This is a genomic window from Aureimonas sp. SK2 (assembly GCF_029813115.1).
In the GTDB taxonomy this organism is placed as follows: Bacteria; Pseudomonadota; Alphaproteobacteria; order Rhizobiales; family Rhizobiaceae; genus Aureimonas.
In genome coordinates this window covers 114,236-135,261 of sequence record NZ_JAPZDS010000014.1, presented here as the reverse complement: position 1 = coordinate 135,261, position 21,026 = coordinate 114,236, and the positions used below count along the sequence as shown (strand labels likewise).

At 67.1% G+C, this 21,026-nt stretch carries 22 protein-coding genes; 12 read left to right on the top strand and 10 right to left on the bottom strand.

Annotated features, from left to right (window positions below; all coding sequences use genetic code 11):
• From O5O54_RS17275 to O5O54_RS17255, 5 genes are all read left to right on the top strand, one after another.
• Positions 1-645 (top strand): extracellular solute-binding protein (locus O5O54_RS17275; protein WP_279483073.1); only part of this gene is annotated, 645 nt, incomplete at its 5' end.
• 173 nt (positions 646-818) lie between these two features.
• On the top strand, positions 819-1,682 hold the full coding sequence (locus tag O5O54_RS17270; RefSeq protein WP_279483072.1) for a sugar ABC transporter permease: 864 nt from the start codon (positions 819-821) through the stop codon (positions 1,680-1,682).
• A 3-nt stretch (positions 1,683-1,685) separates the two neighbouring features.
• Positions 1,686-2,516, top strand: coding sequence for a carbohydrate ABC transporter permease (locus O5O54_RS17265; protein WP_279483071.1), 831 nt, complete (start codon positions 1,686-1,688; stop codon positions 2,514-2,516).
• A gap of 23 nt (positions 2,517-2,539) precedes the next feature.
• Entirely contained in the window at positions 2,540-3,541 is a 1,002-nt protein-coding gene (locus O5O54_RS17260; RefSeq protein ID WP_279483070.1) for an ABC transporter ATP-binding protein, read from the top strand.
• Positions 3,542-3,622: 81 nt separating this feature from the next.
• Positions 3,623-4,705, top strand: a complete 1,083-nt coding sequence (locus tag O5O54_RS17255) for a glycosyltransferase family A protein (protein WP_347814893.1) — start codon at positions 3,623-3,625, stop codon at positions 4,703-4,705.
• Positions 4,706-4,738: 33 nt separating this feature from the next.
• On the opposite strand, the gene O5O54_RS17250 is transcribed toward O5O54_RS17255, so the two are convergent.
• The 3 genes from O5O54_RS17250 to rfbA all read right to left on the bottom strand — a co-directional run bounded on the left by O5O54_RS17250 (position 4,739) and on the right by rfbA (position 7,403).
• Positions 4,739-5,542, bottom strand: coding sequence for an ABC transporter ATP-binding protein (locus tag O5O54_RS17250; RefSeq protein ID WP_279483069.1), 804 nt, complete (start codon positions 5,540-5,542; stop codon positions 4,739-4,741).
• Positions 5,543-5,547: 5 nt separating this feature from the next.
• On the bottom strand, positions 5,548-6,390 hold the full coding sequence (locus O5O54_RS17245; RefSeq protein WP_279483068.1) for an ABC transporter permease: 843 nt from the start codon (positions 6,388-6,390) through the stop codon (positions 5,548-5,550).
• A gap of 137 nt (positions 6,391-6,527) precedes the next feature.
• Positions 6,528-7,403, bottom strand: a complete 876-nt coding sequence (gene rfbA, locus O5O54_RS17240; protein WP_279483067.1) for a glucose-1-phosphate thymidylyltransferase RfbA — start codon at positions 7,401-7,403, stop codon at positions 6,528-6,530.
• 169 nt (positions 7,404-7,572) lie between these two features.
• Here rfbA and rfbC point away from each other — a divergent pair, with 169 nt between their 5' ends.
• Genes rfbC through O5O54_RS17225 form a run of 3 tightly spaced genes read left to right on the top strand, consistent with a single transcriptional unit; the run spans position 7,573 to position 10,178 of the window.
• Positions 7,573-8,148, top strand: coding sequence for a dTDP-4-dehydrorhamnose 3,5-epimerase (gene rfbC / locus O5O54_RS17235; protein ID WP_279483080.1), 576 nt, complete (start codon positions 7,573-7,575; stop codon positions 8,146-8,148).
• Entirely contained in the window at positions 8,145-9,206 is a 1,062-nt protein-coding gene (gene rfbB / locus O5O54_RS17230; protein ID WP_279483066.1) for a dTDP-glucose 4,6-dehydratase, read from the top strand. Before rfbC ends, rfbB begins: the two co-directional genes overlap by 4 nt.
• A gap of 42 nt (positions 9,207-9,248) precedes the next feature.
• Entirely contained in the window at positions 9,249-10,178 is a 930-nt protein-coding gene (locus O5O54_RS17225) for a rhamnan synthesis F family protein (protein ID WP_279483065.1), read from the top strand.
• Here the strand turns inward: O5O54_RS17225 and O5O54_RS17220 are convergent.
• The 7 genes from O5O54_RS17220 to metC all read right to left on the bottom strand — a co-directional run bounded on the left by O5O54_RS17220 (position 10,162) and on the right by metC (position 16,061).
• Positions 10,162-11,232, bottom strand: a complete 1,071-nt coding sequence (locus O5O54_RS17220) for a Gfo/Idh/MocA family oxidoreductase (protein WP_279483064.1) — start codon at positions 11,230-11,232, stop codon at positions 10,162-10,164. The two genes, O5O54_RS17225 and O5O54_RS17220, sit on opposite strands and share 17 nt — an antisense overlap.
• Positions 11,233-11,238: 6 nt before the next feature.
• On the bottom strand, positions 11,239-11,904 hold the full coding sequence (locus tag O5O54_RS17215; protein ID WP_279483063.1) for a DedA family protein: 666 nt from the start codon (positions 11,902-11,904) through the stop codon (positions 11,239-11,241).
• 139 nt (positions 11,905-12,043) lie between these two features.
• Positions 12,044-12,685: a DUF2076 domain-containing protein gene (locus tag O5O54_RS17210; RefSeq protein WP_279483062.1), complete on the bottom strand. Its 642-nt coding sequence runs from the start codon at positions 12,683-12,685 to the stop codon at positions 12,044-12,046.
• A 55-nt stretch (positions 12,686-12,740) separates the two neighbouring features.
• Positions 12,741-13,463: a Bax inhibitor-1/YccA family protein gene (locus O5O54_RS17205; RefSeq protein WP_279483061.1), complete on the bottom strand. Its 723-nt coding sequence runs from the start codon at positions 13,461-13,463 to the stop codon at positions 12,741-12,743.
• Positions 13,464-13,486: 23 nt separating this feature from the next.
• The gene (locus tag O5O54_RS17200; protein ID WP_279483060.1) at positions 13,487-14,263 is read right to left on the bottom strand and encodes an anti-sigma factor; all 777 of its coding nucleotides are present in this window, start codon (positions 14,261-14,263) and stop codon (positions 13,487-13,489) included.
• The gene (locus O5O54_RS17195) at positions 14,247-14,789 is read right to left on the bottom strand and encodes a sigma-70 family RNA polymerase sigma factor (RefSeq protein WP_279483059.1); all 543 of its coding nucleotides are present in this window, start codon (positions 14,787-14,789) and stop codon (positions 14,247-14,249) included. The genes O5O54_RS17200 and O5O54_RS17195 overlap by 17 nt, the downstream gene beginning before the upstream one ends.
• Before the next feature lie 87 nt (positions 14,790-14,876).
• On the bottom strand, positions 14,877-16,061 hold the full coding sequence (gene metC, locus O5O54_RS17190; protein WP_407061723.1) for a cystathionine beta-lyase: 1,185 nt from the start codon (positions 16,059-16,061) through the stop codon (positions 14,877-14,879).
• A gap of 208 nt (positions 16,062-16,269) precedes the next feature.
• On the opposite strand from metC, the gene O5O54_RS17185 reads away from it, so the two are divergent.
• The 4 genes from O5O54_RS17185 to O5O54_RS17170 all read left to right on the top strand — a co-directional run bounded on the left by O5O54_RS17185 (position 16,270) and on the right by O5O54_RS17170 (position 20,910).
• Entirely contained in the window at positions 16,270-17,289 is a 1,020-nt protein-coding gene (locus O5O54_RS17185; protein WP_279483057.1) for an amino acid ABC transporter substrate-binding protein, read from the top strand.
• 80 nt (positions 17,290-17,369) lie between these two features.
• Positions 17,370-18,560: an amino acid ABC transporter permease gene (locus tag O5O54_RS17180; RefSeq protein ID WP_279483056.1), complete on the top strand. Its 1,191-nt coding sequence runs from the start codon at positions 17,370-17,372 to the stop codon at positions 18,558-18,560.
• Positions 18,561-18,570: 10 nt separating this feature from the next.
• Positions 18,571-20,070, top strand: coding sequence for an amino acid ABC transporter permease (locus tag O5O54_RS17175; RefSeq protein WP_279483055.1), 1,500 nt, complete (start codon positions 18,571-18,573; stop codon positions 20,068-20,070).
• A 69-nt stretch (positions 20,071-20,139) separates the two neighbouring features.
• On the top strand, positions 20,140-20,910 hold the full coding sequence (locus O5O54_RS17170) for an amino acid ABC transporter ATP-binding protein (RefSeq protein ID WP_279483054.1): 771 nt from the start codon (positions 20,140-20,142) through the stop codon (positions 20,908-20,910).
• Positions 20,911-21,026: the final 116 nt, after the last annotated feature.

Here is a 21,026-nt window from a genome sequence, read left to right as displayed (position 1 = left end):
ACCCTCTATGTCGACCTCATGACCAAGTACGGGCCTCCAGGGTCGGCCTCGAACGGCTTCAACGAGAACCTCTCGCTGTTCGGCCAGGGCAAGTGCGGCATGTGGATGGACGCCACCGTGGCGGCCTCCTTCGTGACCGATCCGAAGCAGAGCCAGGTCGCCGACAAGGTCGGCTTCGCCCCGGCGCCCTGCGGCGTGGCGAACTGCCCGAACGAGGGCGCGAACTGGCTCTGGGCGTGGTCGCTCGCGATCCCCGCTTCGTCGCAGAAGAAGGAAGCCGCCGAGACCTTCATCTCCTGGGCGACCTCCAAGGCCTATGCCGAGCTCGTCGCCTCCAAGGAAGGCTGGGCCAACGTGCCTCCCGGCACGCGCTCCTCGCTCTACGCCAACGAGAACTACACGAAGGCCGCGCCCTTCGCCGCCCAGACGCTCGCCGCGATCAACAAGGCCGATCCGTCGATGGGACCGGACAAGCCCTATGTCGGCCTGCAGTTCGCCGCGATCCCCGAGTTCCAGGGTCTCGGCACGGCGGTCGGCCAGGTGATGGCCGCCGCGCTCTCCGGACAGCAGAGCGTCGACCAGGCGCTCGCCGCCGCGCAGGCCCAGGCGACGCGCGAGATGACCCGCGCCGGCTACATCAAGTAGGCGGTATCGGCTCCCCGGCGCCGGCCGGGGAGTCCCGCATCCGGCTGCAGGGGCGTGGCTCATGAGAGCCGCGCCGCATCCGTTTTCCCCCGCGAATTCCAGCGCCGTCCGAGCCAGCGCAGCCGGCTCCTGCTATGGTCGGCGACCCGAGCGGCCCCTTTCGGAGCGATCCCATGGCGACAACGCATACGCGGTCCGCGGCCCGCCTGATGATGGCCCCGTCCGTCATCGCGCTCTTCATCTGGATGATCGTGCCGCTGGCGCTGACGCTGTGGTTCTCGACGCTCCGCTACACGTTCTACGATCCGTTGACGCCCTTCATCGGGATCGAGAACTACACCTACTTCCTCAGCGACCCGCGCTTCATCAGCGCGTTCCAGAACACGCTGATTCTGGTCGGCGGAGTTCTCTGCATCACCGTCATCGGCGGCACTCTGATCGCGCTCCTCCTCGACCAGCAGTTCTTCGGCCAGTCGCCCGTGCGCCTTCTGGTGCTCGCCCCGTTCTTCGTCATGCCGACAGTCGCCGCGTTGGTCTGGAAGAACATGATGATGAACCCCGTCTACGGCGTCATCGCCCAAGGTCTTGCCGCCATCGGCCTGCCGCCGGTCGACTGGCTGACCAACTATCCGTTGCTGTCGATCATCATCATCGTCGCCTGGCAGTGGCTGCCCTTCGCGACGCTCATCCTTCTCACCTCGCTCCAGTCGCTGTCGGAGGATCAGAAGGAGGCGGCCGAAATGGACGGGGCGAAGGCCCTGTCGATTTTCTGGTACATCACCCTGCCTCACATGAAGCGCGCCATCACCGTGGTGATCCTGATCCAGACGATCTTCCTCCTGTCGGTCTACGCCGAAATCTTCGTGACCACCGGCGGCGGCGTATCCTCCTCGAACCTGCCGTTCCTGATCGCCTCGATCATCTCGCTGGAAGGCGATGTCGGCACGGCGTCGGCGGGCGGCATCGTGGCCGTCGTGCTCGCCAACATCGTCTCGATCTTTCTCGTGCGCCTCGTCGGCAAGAATCTGGAGGCCTGATCCATGGCGCGTCGCGTTTCCACCCAGCGCAAGATCGGCATGACGGTGCTCGCCTGGGCCGTCGGTCTCCTGATCTTCTTCCCGATTCTCTGGACGGTGCTGACCTCGTTCAAGAGCGAGCTCGACGCCATCTCGATCCCGCCGAAGTTCCTGTTCTTCGACTGGACGACGGAGAACTACCAGGCGATCCAGGAGCAGCGGAACTATTTCGCCTTCCTGATGAACTCGGTCTACCTGGCGCTCGGCTCGACCGCGCTCGGTCTCGTCTTCGCCATTCCCGCCGCCTGGGCGATGGCTTTCTCGCCGACGCCCAAGACGCGCGGCGTGCTCCTGTGGATGCTCTCCACCAAGATGATGCCGGCCGTGGGCGCTCTGGTGCCGGTGACGATCCTGTTCCGCAATTTCGGTCTGCTCGACTCGCGCCTCGGCCTGATCGTGATCCTGTTCCTGATCAACCTGCCGATCATCGTGTGGATGCTCTACACCTACTTCAAGGAGATCCCCGGCGAGATCCTGGAGGCAGCGCGCATGGACGGGGCGAACCTTCGGCAGGAGCTCTTCCGCGTTCTGGCGCCGATGGCGCTGCCGGGCATCGCCTCGACAGTGCTCCTCAACGTCATCCTCGCGTGGAACGAAGCCTTCTGGACGCTGCTGCTGACGACAACGAACGCCGCGCCGCTCACCGCCTTCATCGCCTCGTTCTCCAGCCCGCAGGGCAATTTCTACGCCAAGCTTTCGGCGGCCTCGACGCTTGCGATCGCGCCGATCCTCATCATCGGCTGGTTCTCCCAGAAGCAGCTCGTCCGCGGCCTGACCTTCGGCGCCGTGAAGTAAGAAGCCATTCCGGGAGCAGCGACATGAGTGCCATCACCCTCAAGAACGTGTCCAAGCGCTTCGGCGAGGCGGTCATCATTCCGGGTCTCGACCTCGAGATCCGGGACGGCGAGTTCGTCGTCTTCGTCGGCCCGTCGGGCTGCGGCAAGTCCACGCTTCTGCGCCTGATCGCCGGGCTGGAGGACGTGTCCGGCGGCACGATCGTGATCGACGGGAAGGATGTGACGGAAGCGCCGCCCGCCAAGCGCGGGCTGGCCATGGTGTTCCAGTCCTACGCGCTCTATCCGCACATGAGCGTCGCCGCCAATATCGGCTTCCCGCTCAAGATGGCGGGGATGGACAAAGCGGCGATCGAGAAGAAGGTGCAGGGCGCCGCCGCGACCCTCAATCTTACCGATTACCTGAACCGGCGGCCGCGCGAGCTATCCGGCGGCCAGCGCCAGCGCGTGGCGATCGGGCGCGCGATCGTGCGCGAGCCCAAGGGCTTCCTGTTCGACGAGCCGCTGTCGAACCTCGACGCCGCGCTGCGCGTCAACATGCGGCTGGAGATTTCCGAACTGCACGCGCAGCTCAAGACGACCATGATCTACGTCACTCACGACCAGGTCGAGGCGATGACGATGGCCGACAAGATCGTGGTACTGAACCGCGGCAACATCGAGCAGGTCGGCTCGCCGCTCGACCTCTATACCAACCCGCGCAACCTCTTCGTGGCCGGCTTCATCGGCTCGCCGAAGATGAACTTCCTGTCGGGCGCCTACGCGGCCCAGAACGGGGCAGCCACCGTCGGCGTGCGCCCGGAACACCTCACGCTGTCCACCACGGGCGGCGCGCTGCGGGGCACGGCAGGAGTCTCGGAGCATCTCGGCTCCGACACCTTCGTCCATGTGAAGATGGATTCGGGTGAGATGGTCACGGCCCGTTCTCCGGGCGACTTCCGCGTCGGCCACGGCGACCCGGTCTGGCTGACGCCGGAGGACGGGCGCATGCACAAGTTCGACGCGCAGGGGATGGCGCTGCGCTGAACGGGCGGCGCGCGCCGACCCGCCGGGTCAACCGGTCGTTAACCCGGGAGGATCTGGAACGATTTCAATTCCTCCCGAAACGTGAGACATGCTGCAGCCAGTTGCATATCTGACGAGACAGTTCGATTGACCGTGACTTTCCAGGCTGACGGCGAAACCCGGCATTCCGTCGTTGCCATCATCGCGCTCTACAACGGCGCGGAATTCATCGAGCGTTCCGTCCGGACGGTTCTGGCGCAGACGCGGCAGCCCGACGAGTTCATCGTCGTGGACGACGGCTCGACGGACGAGGGGCCGGCCATCGTGCGCCGCCTCGCGGAGGAGTTTCCCTCCATCCGTCTCCTGTCCAAGGAGAACGGGGGGCAATCCTCGGCGCGAAATTTTGCGGTCGCCAATTCCAGCAGCACGCTAATCGCACTGCTCGACCAGGACGACGGCTGGTACCCCAACCATATTGCCGAGCTGATCAAGCCTTTCGAGGCAGGGGAGCATTTCAAGCTCGGTTGGGTCTACAGCGATCTCGACGAGTGCGATCGGTTCGGCCGGATGCGCAACCGGTGCATGCTGCGCCTGATGCGGCAGGAGCATCCGAAGACGCAGCTGTCGCGATGCCTGGCCGACGACATGTTCGTGTTGCCCTCGGCGTCGCTGATCCTGCGCGAAGCGTTCGAGGACGTCGGCCGGTTCGACGACCGCCTCAGCGGCTACGAGGACGACGATCTGTTCGTCCGCCTGTTCTACGCCGGCTGGGATAACGTCTTCCTACCGCAAGCATTGTCTTATTGGTGCATCTACACGGGCTCGACGTCCTATTCGCCGAGGATGGCACGCTCGCGGATGATCTACTTCGAAAAGCTCCACGAGGCATTCGACAATTCAGACATGCCGACGTTGCCCCAGTGGAAGCCGATCATCGCCAAGCGCTTCTATCTTACGGTGCTCAGCGAAATGCACCGCGCGACCCTCCTCGACAACGAGGAACTGTATCAACGGTCCGTGGACGACATCTACAAGATCATTCCGTTTCTGCCGCTGCCCATGCGACGGCGCGCCAATGTGCGCATGTCAGTCATGCGATCCTACAAGTTTTCCCGGTTGCTTCGACGCCTCGGAATCTTCGGGCTGCTTCGGGCCGGGCGCAATCTTGCGTCCCGTCGCCCGTAGGTCCGATCGCTTCGAAGCGCCTGTATGCGGCGATCAGGGAGCTTCTCCGACCTGATCCGGTACCGGCGACGCCTCATCCTTTTTGGAGCCGCTCAACGAGCCCTGGTAGGCTTCGAGCACCTCGTCGATGCCGCCGTACATGCGCATGCGACCGTGCTCCATCCAGAGCGCGGTGGTGCACCACTGCCGCAAGAGTTCGTCGGAATGCGAGGCGATCACGAGCAGGCCCGCTTCGCCGATGAAGGAGCGCATGCGCTCCTTGGCCTGCTGCAGGAACGCCGCATCGCCGGCGCCGATTCCTTCGTCGATCAGGAGGATCTCAGGCCGGATCGCCGTCGAGACCGCGAAGGCGAGGCGGGTCGCCATGCCCGTGGAATAGGTGCGCAGGGGCATGTCGAGGAAGGCGCCGAGGTCCGAGACGGCGCCGATCTCGTCCATGCGCTGGCGGATCTCCGACCTGGAGAAGCCGAGGAGGCGCCCGCGCAGGATAATGTTGTCCCAGCCCGTGGCGTCCGGATCCATGCCGAAGGCGAGGTCGAACATTGGCGCCACGTCGCCCTGGACCGCCACGCGCCCGCTGGTCGGGGCGTAGATGCCGGCCATGACGCGCAGGATGGTCGACTTGCCGGCGCCGTTGTGGCCGACGAGGCCGATTCGCGTGCCGTGTTCGAGCTGGAGCGTCAGCCCGTCGATCGCCCGAACGCTCATGCGCTTGGTGTCGCGTGGGCTGATCTGCCCGCCGGTCGCGGCCGAGATGATGTTGTTCTTGAAGGAACGGTTGGTGGCGTTGAACACCGGGATGTCCACGCTGACGTTCTGGAAGGCGATGGAGGCCATGTCGGTCAGGCCCAATAGGCGATGCGGGCGCGATAGCGCGCGAAGAACAGGACGGCGACGGTCCCCATCACGATCGTCATGCCGATGCAGGCCAGCCAGTTCTGCAGGAGCGCCGGATTGCCGAGCAGCGGATCGCGCAGGATCTCGATCAGATGGTAGAACGGGTTGATCGACAGGAGCACGGCGCGGTCGGGCAGCATGTGCGCGCTCCACAGGATCGGCGACATGAAGAAGACGACCTGAACCACGCTCGCGATGATCAGCGGAATGTCGCGGAAACGCGCGCAGAGCGGCCCGAGGATCATGCCGGCGAAGACCCCGTTGAGGATCAGGAGCGCGAGCGCGGGCAGGAACAGGAGCCCCGTCATGCCCGGCCAGATGCCGAAGATGATGGCCACCAGGATGTAGATGACGAAGTTGTGCAGGAAGGTCAGGACCTGCCGCCACACGAACTGGAAGATGTAGACGCTGAGCGGCATGCGCACCTGGCGCACGGAGGCCGCGGCCGAGGAGTAGATCTCGCAGGCGCCGTTGATGAGGCCGGCGATCAGGCCCCACATGATGAAGCCGATGGCCAGGAAGGGCAGGTAGGTGCTGATGTCCTGCCGGAAGATCTGCGAGTAGAGGACGCCGAGGCCCGCGACCATCACGCCCATCGAGAGCGTGAGCCAGAGCGGGCCGAGGATCGAGCGGCTGTAGTGCTTCTTGACGTCGCGCCAGCCGAGAAACAGCCAGAGTTCGTGCAGCCGCAGTCCGGCCACGAAGTCCTCGCGGGCCGAGCGGAGCATGGCCGCGCGGTCCTGATGACCGTCGGTGACCCAGGTCCGGGCGCTGGTGGCTGCTTTCACGTCGATTCCGTCCTTCACGTCGCGTCCGTGCGGCGGGCCGCACGAGGCCCGGTCCACCCGGGGCCGACCCGTCGCCCGGTCGGTCGCGCGTCCTGATACCGCGTGCGCGGTCAGGCGCACAAGTCGCGATGCCGCGCCTATTCGCGCGACTGTTTGGCGAGCTTCTGGAGGTAGACGCCGTAGGTGCTCTTGCCGAGCTCCTTGCCGAGGCGCTCGAGCTGGTCGGCGTCGATAAAGCCGAGATTGAAGGCGATCTCCTCGGGGCAGGCGATCTTGAAACCCTGGCGGTGCTCCAGGGTCCGCACGAACTCCGCCGCTTCGAGGAGGCTGTCGGGCGTGCCGGTGTCGAGCCAGGCGAAGCCGCGGCCCATGCACTGGACGCTGAGCGAGCCTTCTTCCAGGTAGATCCGGTTGAGATCGGTGATCTCCAGCTCGCCGCGGGGCGAGGGCTTCAGCGAGCGGGCGAGCTCCGACGCGCGGCCGTCGTAGAAGTAGAGGCCCGTCACCGCCCAGTTGGAGGCGGGGTTGGCCGGCTTCTCCTCGATCGTCCGGGCACTGCCCTGCCGGTCGAAGGACACGACGCCGTACCGCTCGGGATCGTTGACATGGTAGGCGAAGACGCTGGCGCCCGTGGTCTTGGCCGTCGCGGCGCGCAGCAGCTCGGGCAGCCCGTGGCCGTAGAAGAGGTTGTCGCCCAGCACCAGCGCCGAAGGCTCGCCCGCCACGAACTCCTCGCCGATCAGGTAGGCCTGCGCGAGGCCGTCCGGGCTCGGCTGCTCGGCATAGGAGAAGGACACGCCCCAGCGCTCGCCCGAGCCGAGCAGCGCCTGGAAGCGCGGCAGGTCGTGCGGGGTCGAGATGATCAGGATGTCGCGTATGCCGGCCAGGAGAAGCGTGGACAGCGGGTAGTAGATCATCGGCTTGTCGTAGACGGGCAGGAGCTGCTTGGAAGCCGTCAGCGTCATCGGGTGCAGGCGCGTGCCGCTGCCCCCGGCCAGGATGATTCCCTTCATAAGCGATTGCCTTTCCCGAATGCGGCCTGCCCGATCTTGGGGCGGTTGTGTATCCCCAGACGTGGCAACTTGCCAGTTCGTTCTCACATCTCGGGAAGGGTCGTCCCTTGCGGGCGGTGCCGCGATGACGCAAAAGCGTGCCGATTTCATCGAAGCGCTGGAGCGCGACATGCTCGACGTCCGAAAGCTGGACATCCCGGAGGTTCTCGAGATCACGCCGCGCAAGTTCGGCGACGACCGGGGCTTCTTCTCCGAAACCTTCAACCGCGGTCGGCTCGCCGAGAACGGCGTCGACATCGACTGGATGCAGGACAACCAGTCTTATTCGGCCGAGCCCTTCACGCTGCGCGGCCTGCACTACCAGGAGCCGCCCTTCGCGCAGGACAAGCTGGTGCGCGTTCTGCGCGGGCGGATCCTCGACGTGGCGGTCGACATCCGCCGGGGCTCGCCGACCTTCGCGAAATGGGTGGCGCTGGAGCTTTCGGCCGAGGCGTTCAACCAGATCCTGGTGCCGGCCGGCTTCGCCCACGGCTTCCTGACGCTGGAGCCGCATACGGAGGTCTTCTACAAGGTGTCGGCTTCCTATAGCGGCCAGCACGACCGCTCGATCCGCTTCGACGATCCGGACTTCGCGATCGACTGGCCGCTCGGCGGCCGCAGCCCGGTCCTCTCGGCCAAGGACGAGGCGGCGCCGCGTCTTGCCGACATCCAGACGCCCTTCGTCTACGGGGAGAGTGCCAAGTGAAGATCCTCGTCACCGGCGGCGCCGGCTTCATCGGCTCGGCGGTCTGCCGCCACCTCATCCGGGATACGGAGCACAGCGTCGTCAACCTCGACAAGCTGACCTATGCGGCGAGCCTGACGTCGTTGGCCTCGATCGAGAACGACCCGCGCTATCGCTTCGTGAAGGGCGACATCCTCGACCGCGCCTTCGTCGCCGAGCTTCTGGCGACGGAAGAGGTCGATGCGATCATGCATCTGGCCGCCGAGAGCCATGTCGACCGCTCGATCGACGGGCCAGGCGACTTCATGCAGACCAACATCGTCGGCACCTACGAGCTCCTGGAAGCCGCGCGCGCCTACTGGTCCTCCCTGTCGGGCGCGAAGAAGGACGGGTTCCGCTTCCACCACATCTCGACCGACGAGGTGTACGGCGACCTGCCGCTGGACGACAGCCTCTTCACCGAGGAGACCCCTTACGCGCCGTCCTCGCCCTATTCGGCGTCCAAGGCCGCGTCCGATCACCTCGCCATGGCTTGGTTCCACACCTACCACATGCCGGTGGTGCTCTCGAACTGCTCCAACAACTACGGCCCCTACCACTTCCCCGAGAAGCTGATCCCGCTGATCATCCTCAACGGGTTGGAGGGCAAGCGCCTGCCGGTCTATGGCAAGGGCGAGAACGTGCGCGACTGGCTCTATGTCGACGATCACGCGCGCGCGCTGGCGCTCGTCGCCACCAAAGGCGAGGCGGGCCGCTCCTACAATATCGGCGGGCGCAACGAGCGCTCCAACCTCGAAGTGGTCGAGACGATCTGCGACACGCTGGATCGGCTCTCACCGCTTCCCGACGGAAGCCCGCGCCGCGCGCTGATCGACTTCGTCACCGATCGGCCGGGCCACGACCTGCGCTACGCGATCGACGCGACCCGCATCGAGACCGAACTCGGCTGGCGGGCAGAGGAGACGTTCGACACGGGCCTGGAGAAGACCATCCGCTGGTATCTCGACAATCCCGACTGGTGGCGGCCGATCCGCGAGAAGCGCTATGCCGGCCAGCGCCTCGGGGCGGTCAGGGCTTGACCGCCGCGCATCTCTCGGCGATGCGGGCGAGGGGATGAGCCGGTGAGCGGCGCGCCGGTCGTCTTCGTCCATGTCCACCATCCCGACGTCTGGGCGGAGATGGCGCGCGAGATCGGCGCCGCATTCGCGCGGCCCTTCGGCCTGGTGCTGACCTGCCGCGACGCGGACATGCCGCTCGCGACCGTCCACAGCCCGCACCTCGCCTTTACCCGCCGCCTCACGGTCGAGAACCGGGGGCGCGACGTCCTGCCCTTCATGAAGGCGCTGCGGGAGACGGGCGACGGGTTCGAGATCGGCCTGAAGCTCCACACCAAGCGCTCGGTGCACCGGGCGGACGGCGACGACTGGCGCCGCTTCCTCACGCGCTCGCTCCTGTCGGGCGAAGGGGAAACGCCGGATGCGTTGGCGGCGATGGAGCGCCTGCCAGCGCTCGGCCTCGTGGCGCCGGAGGCTCATCTCCTGCCGCTGCGCTCGCGCATCGTCCTGAACGGACGGATCACCCGGCGGATGATCGAGGCGATGGGGCTCGGCCTCTCGCTGACAGAGCTGGAAGCGCGCCGCTTCGCCGCCGGCTCCATGTTCTGGTTCCGACGCCAGGCGCTCGCACCCTTCGCCGACCCGGCGCTGGAGCCGCTCTTTGCGCCGGAGCGCGGCCAGTTGGACGGAACGGCCGCCCATGCCGCCGAGCGGCTCTTCGCGGTCGTCGCCGAGCGTCGCGGGTTTGTCGCCGCCGGCACGGAGGCGCTGCCGGCCCTCCAAGGGGCGCAGCCGGATGCGCCGGCGGATAGGCTCCAGGCCCTTGCGGAAGAGGCGGCTGCGGGGTCGCGCAACCCGTTCGTGCTGCCGCTCGCCCGGTTCTGGCAGACATATCCGCTGGCCTTGGTGGCGGCGCATTATCTCTACGTCTATTCGCCCAAGCCTGTCTGGCGCACGGCCCGCGCGCTCTTCAAGCGCTTCACGGTCGATCGCTGAGGGCGAAGCGGTCGAGGACCCGCAGCACCTCGATCGACTGGCGCATTGGCATGACCGGGCTGTCCGTCTCGCCGGCCGCGAGCAGCTCGGCGAAATGATCCACCTGATACTGCAGACCGGTCCCTTCGTAGAGCGTCGGAACCCGGCGCTCGCGCAGCGGCCGCGTCAGCGCCTTCAAGGCGGGAAGGGCGCCGCGTAGCCCATGTCGGACGGCGGGCAAGGGAGGTGCGCTTTCGGCATCCGGCCGAACGGCGGGCGACGCCGTTCGGATCGAGAGGGACGGGGGGCAGAGGAAGGGCGCCTGGAGCCCAAGGCGGCCGGATGCTCCCGTCACCACCGCGTCGTTCCGTCCCTCGGCCAGAAACCCAAAACCGAGCGTCGCGACCGCTTCCCGGTAGGTCAACACCAAGCCGCCCGCCATGGGCACGCCGTTCGGCGCCCGCACCACGCCATGCGAGACCTCGCCCGGCGTGCCGAGGAGATGAAAGGCGAGCGAGAGCGGATAGACGCCGAGGTCGAGATGCGCCCCGCCGCCCTGCGCCGGATCGAACAGTCGGCTTCGCGGATCGAAGGCATTGGGATAGGACAGATGGGCGTCGAGCCCGCGCAAGGGGCCGATCCGCCCCGCGTCCACGAGCCGCTTGGCGGCCCGCACGCCCGGCGTGAAGCGCATCCACAGGGCTTCCATGCAAAGAACCCCGGCGCACGCCGCGGCCTCCGCGATCTCCTCCGCCTCGGCGGCGGATGCGGCCAGCGGCTTTTCCACCAGGACCGCCTTGCCGGCGGCGATGGCGGCCAGCGCATGGTCGCGGTGCTGCGCGGTCGGGCTGGCGACGTAGACCGCGTGAACCGCCGGGTCCGCCAGCACGGCGTCCAGCGCATCGCCCGTCACGCCGACGCCGAGCCCGGCCGCGAAGGCGCGGGCGCGGGCCGGATCGCGCGAGGCGACGGCCTTGATGCGGCCCTGCCGGGAATAGCGGATATCCGAGCAGAAGCGGTGCGCGATCGCGCCGGTTCCGATCACGGCCCAGTTCACGGCGCCCGCCGGATCCATGTCCGGTCAGCTCGGGCTGCGCAGCGTGCCTCGGTGCGTCCCGCGCCGCGCGCGCCGGTCGCGGCTGAAATGCCGGCCGCCGATCACGGTGGCGATTGCGGTCACCCCAAGGATCGCCGCCAGGATCAGGAGCCCGTCGGTGCCGGACATGTGCGTGACGCCCTGCGCGCCCTTCATGCCGAGCCAGCCCGGCGCGAACATGGCCGGCGCCCAGACCACGGCGGAGAGAACGTTGGCGATCTGGAAGCGCTTCTGGTCCATCGCCATCATGCCGGCCACCAGCGGCACGGTAGAGCGGATCGGGCCGAGGAACCGGCCGATGAAGACCGCCCAAAACCCGTAGCGGCGGAAGAAAAGGCGCGTCTTGGCGACGGCGTGGCGGTAGCGCCGCAGCGGCGGGCGATGGACGATGCCGGGGCCGAGCCAACGGCCGAGGAAATAGGAGATGATGTCGCCGACGATGGCGCCGATGGCGGCGGCGATCAAGGTCGCCACCGGGTCGATCACGCCGGTTCCCATCAGGCCGCCGATCAGGAGCATGACCGCCGTCGCCGGAATGACGAGACCGACGAGGACCAGCGACTCGCCCAGGCAGATGAGCGCGACGATCAAGGCCGCCCATCCCGGGTTGGCCTGGATCAGTTCGCCCAGTTGGGAGAGATAAGCCTCCATCACATGCCTGCCATTCGCGAGTGCCGGTCGAGTGCTGCCCGACCATGCGGGCGCGGCGTGTATAAAAGATGACGAGGCGCCACCCTACGACAGGTGGCGCCTCGAAATCGTAAATGTTTCACACGGTTTACGCGGAACGTCAGATTTCCTCGTCGAAGCCGCCGCCGTCGTCGAAGAAGCCGCCCTCGTCCGCTGTCTGCTCCATCGCCGGCTCCTCCGCGGGCGCTCCCGCTTCGGCCGCCTGCGCTTCGCCACCGTCGAACATGCCGGCGATGGCGTTGCCGAGGAGCACGCCGCCGGCGACGCCCATCGCGGTCTGCGCCGCGCCCGCGAGGAACCCGCCGCCGCCGCGTCCGCCCATCATGCCCGGCTGACCCGCCATGCCGGGCTGGCCGCCGGGCATGCCGACGCGGCCCTGCGCGCCCCAAGGGCCGGCCGCCGCTCCCGGTGCACCCATGCCGCGCGGCGCGGCCGCAGGCGCGGCGCGTTGCGGCTCGCCGCCGCCGAACATGCGCGACAGGAAGCCGCCCCCACCTTGGGAAGACGCATAGCGTCCGCTGTCCGCCTGCGCGCGCAGGGCCTCCATCTCGCGCTGCTGGTTCTCCAGCGCCATCTGCTGCATCACGATGGTCTGGGCCATGTAGTAGGGCGCGCCGGGCTGGCGGCTCACCTGCTCCGCTATGAAGCGCTCGGCTTCCGCGTCGCGCTGCGGCATGTCGCGCTCCAGCGTGCCGAGCTTCGAGAACAGGCCTTCGATCGCCTGACGGTCGTTGTTGTCCATGGGTCGGTTCCTCGTTGTCACGAAGGGGCAAGGGCGATCGGCGCGTCGGCGCCGGTTACTCGCGCTCGCCCGTGAAGTTCAGCAGAAGCTGGAAGATGTTGACGAAGTTCAGGAACAGCGAGAGCGCACCGAAGACGGCCATCTTCTGCAGCGACTCCGAGCCGTGGTTCTCGGAATACTGCTCCTTGATCGTCTGCGTGTCCCAAGCGGTCAGGCCGACGAACACGATGATGCCGATCACCGAGATCGCGAACTGGAGCGCTGACGAGCCGACGAAGATGTTGACGATGCTCGCGATGATCACGCCGATCAGGCCCATGATCAGGAGCGAGCCGAACTGCGTCAGGTCGCGCTTGGTCGTGTAGCCGTAGAGGCTGGTCGCGCCGAACATGGCGGCGGCGATGAAGAACGTGTTGGCGATGCTCGCGCCCGTGAAGACCAGGAAGATCGACGAGAGCGACAGGCCCATCACCGCGCAGAACGCCCAGAACAGGGCCTGCGCCGTGCCTGCCGAGATGGCGTGGATCCGGAACGAGAAGAACAGGACGAAGGCCAGCGGCGCCAGCATCACCACCCACTTCAGCGGCGTCTGGAAGATCGGCACGTAGAGCGCCGGCGTGTTGCCCACGGCGAAGGCCACGAGGCCGGTGAGCACGAGGCCGAGGCCCATGTAGTTGAAGACGCGCAGCATGTGCTGGCGCAGGCCCTCGTCGAAGAGCGCCTGGGACTGGTAGGCGCCTGTGTCGCGGACGCCGAACCCCCGGAAGGGCGTGTTCATGGTGTTTCTCCGTTGGAAAAGGGTCAGTAGAGGGTGCGCGACAGGCGTCCCGCCCATTGGCCGAGCCGCGTGCGGTCCGCGCCGGACGAGACCAGCGCATAGGCCACCTCGCCGATCTGCCAGTAGGCCGTGTCGGCCTCGCCGCCGCCGGCGATGCGGGCTTCGGCGACGTCGAAGCCGCCCGGCCGCACCGCATAGAGCGACAGCGTGTCGCCCTCTTCGGTCTTGAGCGTCATCTCGACGCTGGGACCGAAGGTGGAGGGAAAGACCTGCACGTCGCCCACCGTCCACGCGTCCGGAAGGGTCGGCAGGCGGATGGCGGTCGCCGACAGAATCTCGGCCGGATCGAAGCGGCCCGTCTCGGGCTGCGACGACATGCCGGCCCGGAGCTGGCTGGTGAGATGGGCACGCAACGCGTCGTCCACGTAGGGAGGCGGCTGCACGGAGGCGACGCTCTCACGCACGCCGAGCGGCCCGAACTGCGAATGCGCGGCCCAGCCGAAGGCGATCAGGAGACCGAGCGCCGCCACTCGGCCGAGCCGCGGCAGCACGCGTCGGCGCATGCGGGCGGCCTGGAGCCGTCGCGCGGCGTTGGACACGCGCATGCTCGAGCCCCCCTGCGGCTCCGGCAGGGCGAGGCGCAGCTCCGTGGTCGTCCGCAGGTCGGCCATCACCCGCGCCGCCTCGGCCGGATGGTCCGCAAGAAAGCTTTCCACCGCCAGCCGGCGCTCGTCGGGCAACTGCCCGTCGACATAGGCCGACAGGTCGAGCTCGGTGATCGGATCAGGATGACGCGTCATCGGAGCCTCCGCGAGCCCTGAAGCGCACCACGTTGGTGCCCTCGTCCCCGTCCATCGCGCGAAGTTGGGCACGGGCGCGCGACACGCGCGACACCAGCGTGCCGACGGGAATGCCGAGCGCCGCGGCGGCGTCCTCGTAGGGAAGCCCTTCGATCGCCACGAGATGCAGCGCCGCCCGCTGCTCCTCGGGCAGCGACAGGAAGGCGCGGCGCACGTCCTGCAGCCGCAGCGCCATGTCCTGAGAGGCCGGCAGGGCGACGTCCAGGCCGTCCGCCTGCGGAGCCTCGACGCCGGCACGCGTCGCCTGGCGGCGGCGGCGGTCGACGAAGGTGTTGTGCAGGATGGAAAAGAGCCAAGCCCGCGCGTCGCGGCCGGGCCGGAACGTGCGCTCGCCTTCCATCGCCTTCACGAGCGCGTCGTGGACGAGATCCTCCGCGTCGCCGCGATCGCGCGTCAGCGACAACGCGTAGCGCCGCAGAGGCGCGAGCTGTGCGAAGAGATCAGGTGTCTTGGGCGTGTCCCGCATACCCCGATATACGGACGGCCCGCTCGTTCCATCCGGCGCCCCGGCCGATTTCGCGATCACGAAACGGCGAGCGCCGGAGGGAGGCGATCAGCGCAGCGCGTGGATCGCGGCGAACCCGGCTTCGAGGTCGGCCTGGAGATCGGCGACGTCCTCCAGTCCGATCTGGAGGCGGATTACCGGCCCTTCCGTCGGGGCCGTGGCGACCCGGCGGTCCGACAGGTCGACTTCCAGGGCTAGGCTCTCGAACCCGCCCCAGGAATAGCCGAGCCCGAAGATCTCGAGCGCATCGAGGAAGGCCGAGGCCTCCGCCCGTCCGCCGCCGTTCAGCACGAAGCTGAAGAGGCCCGTCGAGCCGCTGAACTGGCGCTTCCAGAGCCCGTGGCCCGGAAAGGAGGGAAGGGCGGGATGGAGAACGCGCGCGACCTCCGGCCGGGTCTCCAGCCAAAGCGCGAGGCTCAGTGCCGCCGTCTCGTGGGCGGCGATGCGCAGGTCCATCGTCTTCAGGCCTCGGAAGACGAGATAGGCGTCCTCCGCCGAGACGTTGATGCCGAGCTGCATCTGCGCGTCGCGCAGCCGCGCGAAGGTCTCGCGCGTCGCCGAGACGCTGCCCATCAGGAGGTCGGAATGGCCGCCGGGATACTTGGTCAGCGCATGGATCGAAAGGTCGACCCCGTGCTCCAGCGGGCGGAAATGGAGCGGCGTCGCCCAGGTGTTGTCGAGCATGCTGACCGCGCCGCCGGCCCGCGCGATGCCCGCCGCCTCGGCGACGTCCAGCATCTCGAACGTGTTGGAGCCTGGCGCTTCCAGAAAGACGACGCGCGTGTTCGGACGCATCAGGTCCCGCAGTCCGGCACCGATCGCGGGGTCGAAATACTCGGTCTCGACGCCCATGCGCTTCAGCATCGTGTCGCAGAAGAGGCGCGTCGGCCCGTAGACGCTGTCCACGACGAGGCAATGGTCGCCGCTGCCGAGGAAGGCGAGGAGCGGCAGCGAGACGGCTGCCAGCCCGGAAGGGACGAGAACCGTTCCGTGCGAGCCCTCCCAGACGTCGATCGCCTCTTCCAACGCCGCGAGCGTCGGCGTCCCGCGCAGCCCGTAGGTGAACTTCTGGGCGCGGCGGCGCATCGTGCCCGTGTCGGGAAACAGGACCGTGGAGCCCCGGACGAGCGGCGGATTCACGAATCCCTGCGACGCGTCGGAATCGTGGCCAGCCTGCAGTCGCTGCGTGCGCGGCTGGAAACCTGCCGGATTTTTGAGATCTCGCGGTGTCAAATTCAGATCATCCTGTGGAATAAGTGCCCAGTTCACGAGCATTTGCCACGCGAAGCTTGGAAAAAAGTGTCAGTCGCTTGACCTGCCCATTCCGATGGCATGTGATCCACGCCGAGGTCTCCTCGCCGGGAATTCGCATCGGACGTTTCGCAGGGAACGCCGGATTCCCTCTTCATATCAGCAACCGGGCGAACTTGAAGGTAATCGGATGAAACTGAAGCTACTGACCGCCGCGCTCTGCCTGTCCGCGTTCGGCGCCGTCACGACCCATGCCTCCGCCGCGACGCTCGACGACACGAAGGCGCGCGGCTCGGTCCGCTGCGGCGTCAACACCGGCCTTCCCGGCTTCGGCTTCCAGAACGACCAGGGCCAGTGGGCCGGCCTCGACGTCGACTACTGCAAGGCGATCGCCGCGGCGATCTTCAACGACCCGTCCAAGGTCGTCTACTCGCCGCTCTCGGCGGTGCAGCGCTTCCCGGCGCTCCAGAACAGCGAAGTCGACGTCCTCGCCCGCAACACGACCTGGACGATGAGCCGCGACACCTCGCTCGGCCTCAAGTTCGCGGGCATCAACTACTACGACGGCCAGGGCTTCATGGTCCGCAAGGAGCTCAACGTGAACTCCGCGCTGCAGCTGTCGGGCGCCACGGTCTGCGTGCAGAGCGGCACCACCACCGAGCTGAACCTTGCCGACTACTTCGCCGCCAACAACATGCAGTACAATCCGGTCGTCATCGAGGCGCAGTCGGACGTCAACACCGCCTATGACAGCGGCCGTTGCGACGTGCTCACCACCGACCAGTCGGGCCTCTACGCCTCGCGCCTCGAACTCGGCACGCCGGACGACCACGTCGTCCTGCCCGAGATCATCTCCAAGGAGCCGCTCGGCCCCGCCGTCCGTCAGGGCGACGACCAGTGGTTCAACGTCGTGAAGTGGACGCACTTCGCGCTGCTGAACGCCGAGGAGCTGGGCGTCACCCAGGCGAATGTCGAGGAGATGAAGAACTCGGCCAATCCCGAGATCCGTCGTCTTCTCGGTGTCGAGGGCACGTTCGGCGCCGACGCCGGCCTGACCAACGACTTCGTGGTCAACATCATCAAGGCCGTCGGCAACTACGGCGAACTGTTCGAGCGCAATGTCGGCACGGGCTCGCCGCTCGGCATCGCCCGCGGTCAGAACGCGCTCTGGACCAAGGGCGGCCTCCAGTACGCCCCGCCGATCCGCTGATCCGTCCGTTCCCATCGGCCTCTGGACCCGTCGCCCTTTAAGGGGCGGCGGGTCCGACCCCTCCAGGACGAAGGACCCTCATGACGGCCAGCATCGACACCGCGCCTCGGGAACCCACGCGCGACTCCGTCTTCACCAACCCCCTGGTGCGCAGCATCGTCATCCAGGTGGTGCTGGTCGCCGCCTTGGCCTTCTTTGTCTGGTGGATCGTCGGCAACACCGCGCAGAACCTCCAGCGCGCCAACATCGCGTCCGGCTTCGGCTTCCTGGATACGCGCGCGGGCTTCGACATCTCCCAGGTGCCGATCGCCTACACCAACAACGCGCCCTACGGCCGCGCTATCCTGGTCGGCATCACCAACACGCTGATCGTCGCAGGCACGGGCATCGTCGCCGCCACGATCCTGGGTTTCCTGATCGGCATCGGCCGCCTGTCGCACAACTTCCTCGTGCGCGGCCTGTGCACGGTCTATGTCGAGACGTTCCGCAACATCCCGACGCTTCTCGTCATCCTCTTCTGGTACTTCGGCGTGCTCTCGGTGTTGCCGCTGCCGCGCAATGCGATCGAGCTGCCGTTCGATTCCTACATTTCCAACCGCGGGCTGCAGACGCCGAAGGCGATCTTCGAGCCGGCGGCCTCGTTCACGCTCTGGGCCTTCCTGTTCGGCATCGTGGCGACGGTCGTGCTGGCGCGCCTCTTCGCCGCCCGGCAGCGCGCCACCGGTCATCGCCCCGGCCTCGTCCTGCCGGCACTCGGGCTGATCCTGGTCCTGCCCCTCGTCGTCTTCGCCCTGTCCGGCTTCCCCGCGACGCTGGACGTGCCGACGCTCGGCACCTTCAACCTCTCCGGCGGCTTCCAGATCCGGCCCGAGTTCCTGGCGATCTTCCTGGCGCTCTCCGTCTATACGGCGGCCTTCATCGCCGAGATCGTTCGCGCGGGCATCCTGTCGGTGTCCAAGGGCCAGAACGAGGCCGCGGCCGCGCTCGGCCTGCGGCGGGGGCAGGCGCTGCGGCTCGTGATCGTGCCGCAGGCGTTCCGGGTGATCATCCCGCCGCTCACCTCGCAGTATCTCAACCTCATCAAGAACTCGTCGCTCGGCCTTGCCATCGGCTATCCCGACCTCGTCGCCGTCGGCTCGACGGTGCTGAACCAGTCGGGCCAGTCGATCGAGGTCGTGGTGATCTGGATGGCCGTCTATCTCGGCATCAGCGTGACGGTCTCGATCCTGATGAACTGGTTCAACCGCCGCATGAAGCTGGTCGAGCGCTGAGGATCGGACGATGGAAGAGCAAGTTTCCCGCTTCGTCGCCCGCGGCCAGATCGAGCCGCTTCCGCCTCCCGCCGGTGAGACCGGCGTATTCGGATCGGTCCGCAAGCACCTCTTCGCGACGCCCTTCGACGCCGCGCTGACGATCGTCTGCGGCTTGGCGATCGCCTATGTCGTCAACGCCCTCGTGCAGTGGGGCATCGTCAACGCGGTGTTCACCGGCTCAGATCGCACGGCGTGCCTTTCGACCGACGGGCGCGAGGTCGGTGCGTGCTGGGCCTTCGTGCGCGCAAAGTTCGACCAGTTCCTCTACGGCACCTATCCGCTGGACCAACGCTGGCGCGTCGATCTCGTCTTCCTCGCCCTGGTGGCGCTGATCGTGCCGATCGCCATCCCCAAGGTGCCCTTCAAGCGCCTCAACGCGGCGCTTCTCTTCCTTCTCTTCCCGCTTGTCGCCCTGGTCATGCTGACCGGGGGCCGGTTCGCCATGTCCGGCTCGGCCATCGGCATCGTCTTCGCCCTCGCCGCGGGGGCCACCATCTTCCTGGCCACCGGGCGCAGCACGACCGTGATGGGCACGATGGCGATGAAGGTCGCCCTCGGCCTCGCGGTCGCGGCCTTCCTCGTGGCGTTCCTGTCCTTCTATGTGAACAGCGGACGGACCCTGTTCCTGTCCTTCCGCTTCGACACGCTGAGCCTTGCCGCCTTCTTCGCCGCGCTGGCCTCCATAGCTCTCGCCGTGTTCGCCACCGTGCGCACGTCCGAAACGGGCTCGAGCCTCCTCGGCCTCGTATTGCCGACGGTGGCGGCGATCGCCTTCGTCCTGATCCTCACCGCCAATTTCGGCCTCCAGTTCGTGCCGACCAATCTCTGGGGCGGCCTCCTGATCACGCTGACGGTAGCGCTCACGGGCATCACGGCGTCCCTTCCGCTCGGTATCCTCCTGGCGCTCGGACGCATGTCCAAGATGCCGGCCGTGCGGCTTCTCTGCGTCGTCTTCATCGAGTTCTGGCGCGGCGTCCCGCTGATCACCGTGCTCTTCATGGCGAACTTCATGCTGCCGCTGTTCCTGCCGAGCGGGGTGAGCTTCAACCAGCTCCTGCGCGTCCTCGTCGGCGTCTCGCTCTTCGCGGCGGCCTACATGGCCGAAGTGATCCGCGGCGGTCTCCAGGCGATCCCGAAGGGGCAGTACGAAGGCGCCGACGCCATGGCGCTGACTTATTGGCAGAAGATGCGGATGATCATCCTCCCGCAGGCCCTGACGCTGGTGATCCCCGGCATCGTCAACACCTTCATCGGCCTCTTCAAGGACACGAGCCTCGTCTACATCATCGGTCTGGCCGACCTCCTCGGGACGATCCGGCGCGGCTTCGGCGATCCGATCTGGATCACGCCGACGACGCCGGCGACCGGTCTCGTGTTCGGCGCCTTCTGCTTCTGGCTCTTCTGCTTCGGCATGTCGCGCTACTCGCTCTTCATCGAGCGGCGTTTGGCGCGCGGACGCAAGCATTGAGCCGCCCTATCCTTCGTCCGGCCCCCGTGCGGGCTGGGCCTTCCCCGTTCCAGCGCGCAGGATTTTGACATGAGCTCTGCTTCCGCAAACCCGGCTCCCCAGTCCTCCGGTCCGGCCATCGAACTCGCCGGCGTCAACAAGTGGTACGGCGAGTTCCACGTGCTGCGCGACATCAACCTGCGCGTCCGGCGCGGCGAGAAGATCGTCGTGTGCGGTCCCTCGGGATCCGGCAAGTCCACCATGATCCGCTGCATCAACCGGCTGGAGGAGCACCAGAAGGGTCGGATCGTGGTCGACGGCGTCGAGCTGACCAACGACCTGAAGAAGATCGACCTGGTGCGCCAGGAGGTCGGCATGGTGTTCCAGCACTTCAATCTCTTCCCGCACCTCACCATCCTCGAGAACTGCACGCTCGCGCCGATCTGGGTGCGCAAGATGCCGAAGAAGAAGGCGGAGGAGGTGGCTATGCACTTCCTCACCCGCGTGCGCATCCCCGAGCAGGCCAACAAGTATCCCGGCCAGCTCTCGGGCGGCCAGCAACAGCGCGTGGCGATCGCGCGTGCGCTCTGCATGCGCCCGAAGGTCATGCTGTTCGACGAGCCGACCTCGGCGCTCGACCCGGAAATGGTCAAGGAAGTGCTCGACACGATGGTCAGCCTCGCCGAGGAGGGCATGACCATGATCTGCGTGACCCACGAGATGGGCTTCGCCCGCCAGGTCGCCGACCGCGTCATCTTCATGGACGCCGGCCAGATCGTGGAGGAGAACGAGCCGAACGCCTTCTTCTCCAACCCGCAGCACGAGCGCACGAAGCTCTTCCTCAGCCAGATCCTGCACTGACCGGGGGCGCCGGACGGCGCGATTGAGATGAGGTTTCGACAAGGCCGGTCTCGCACGCTGCGAGGCCGGCCTTGTTACGTCGCGCGGCGGAACGTCGCGGCTTCCCGGGCGTTGCA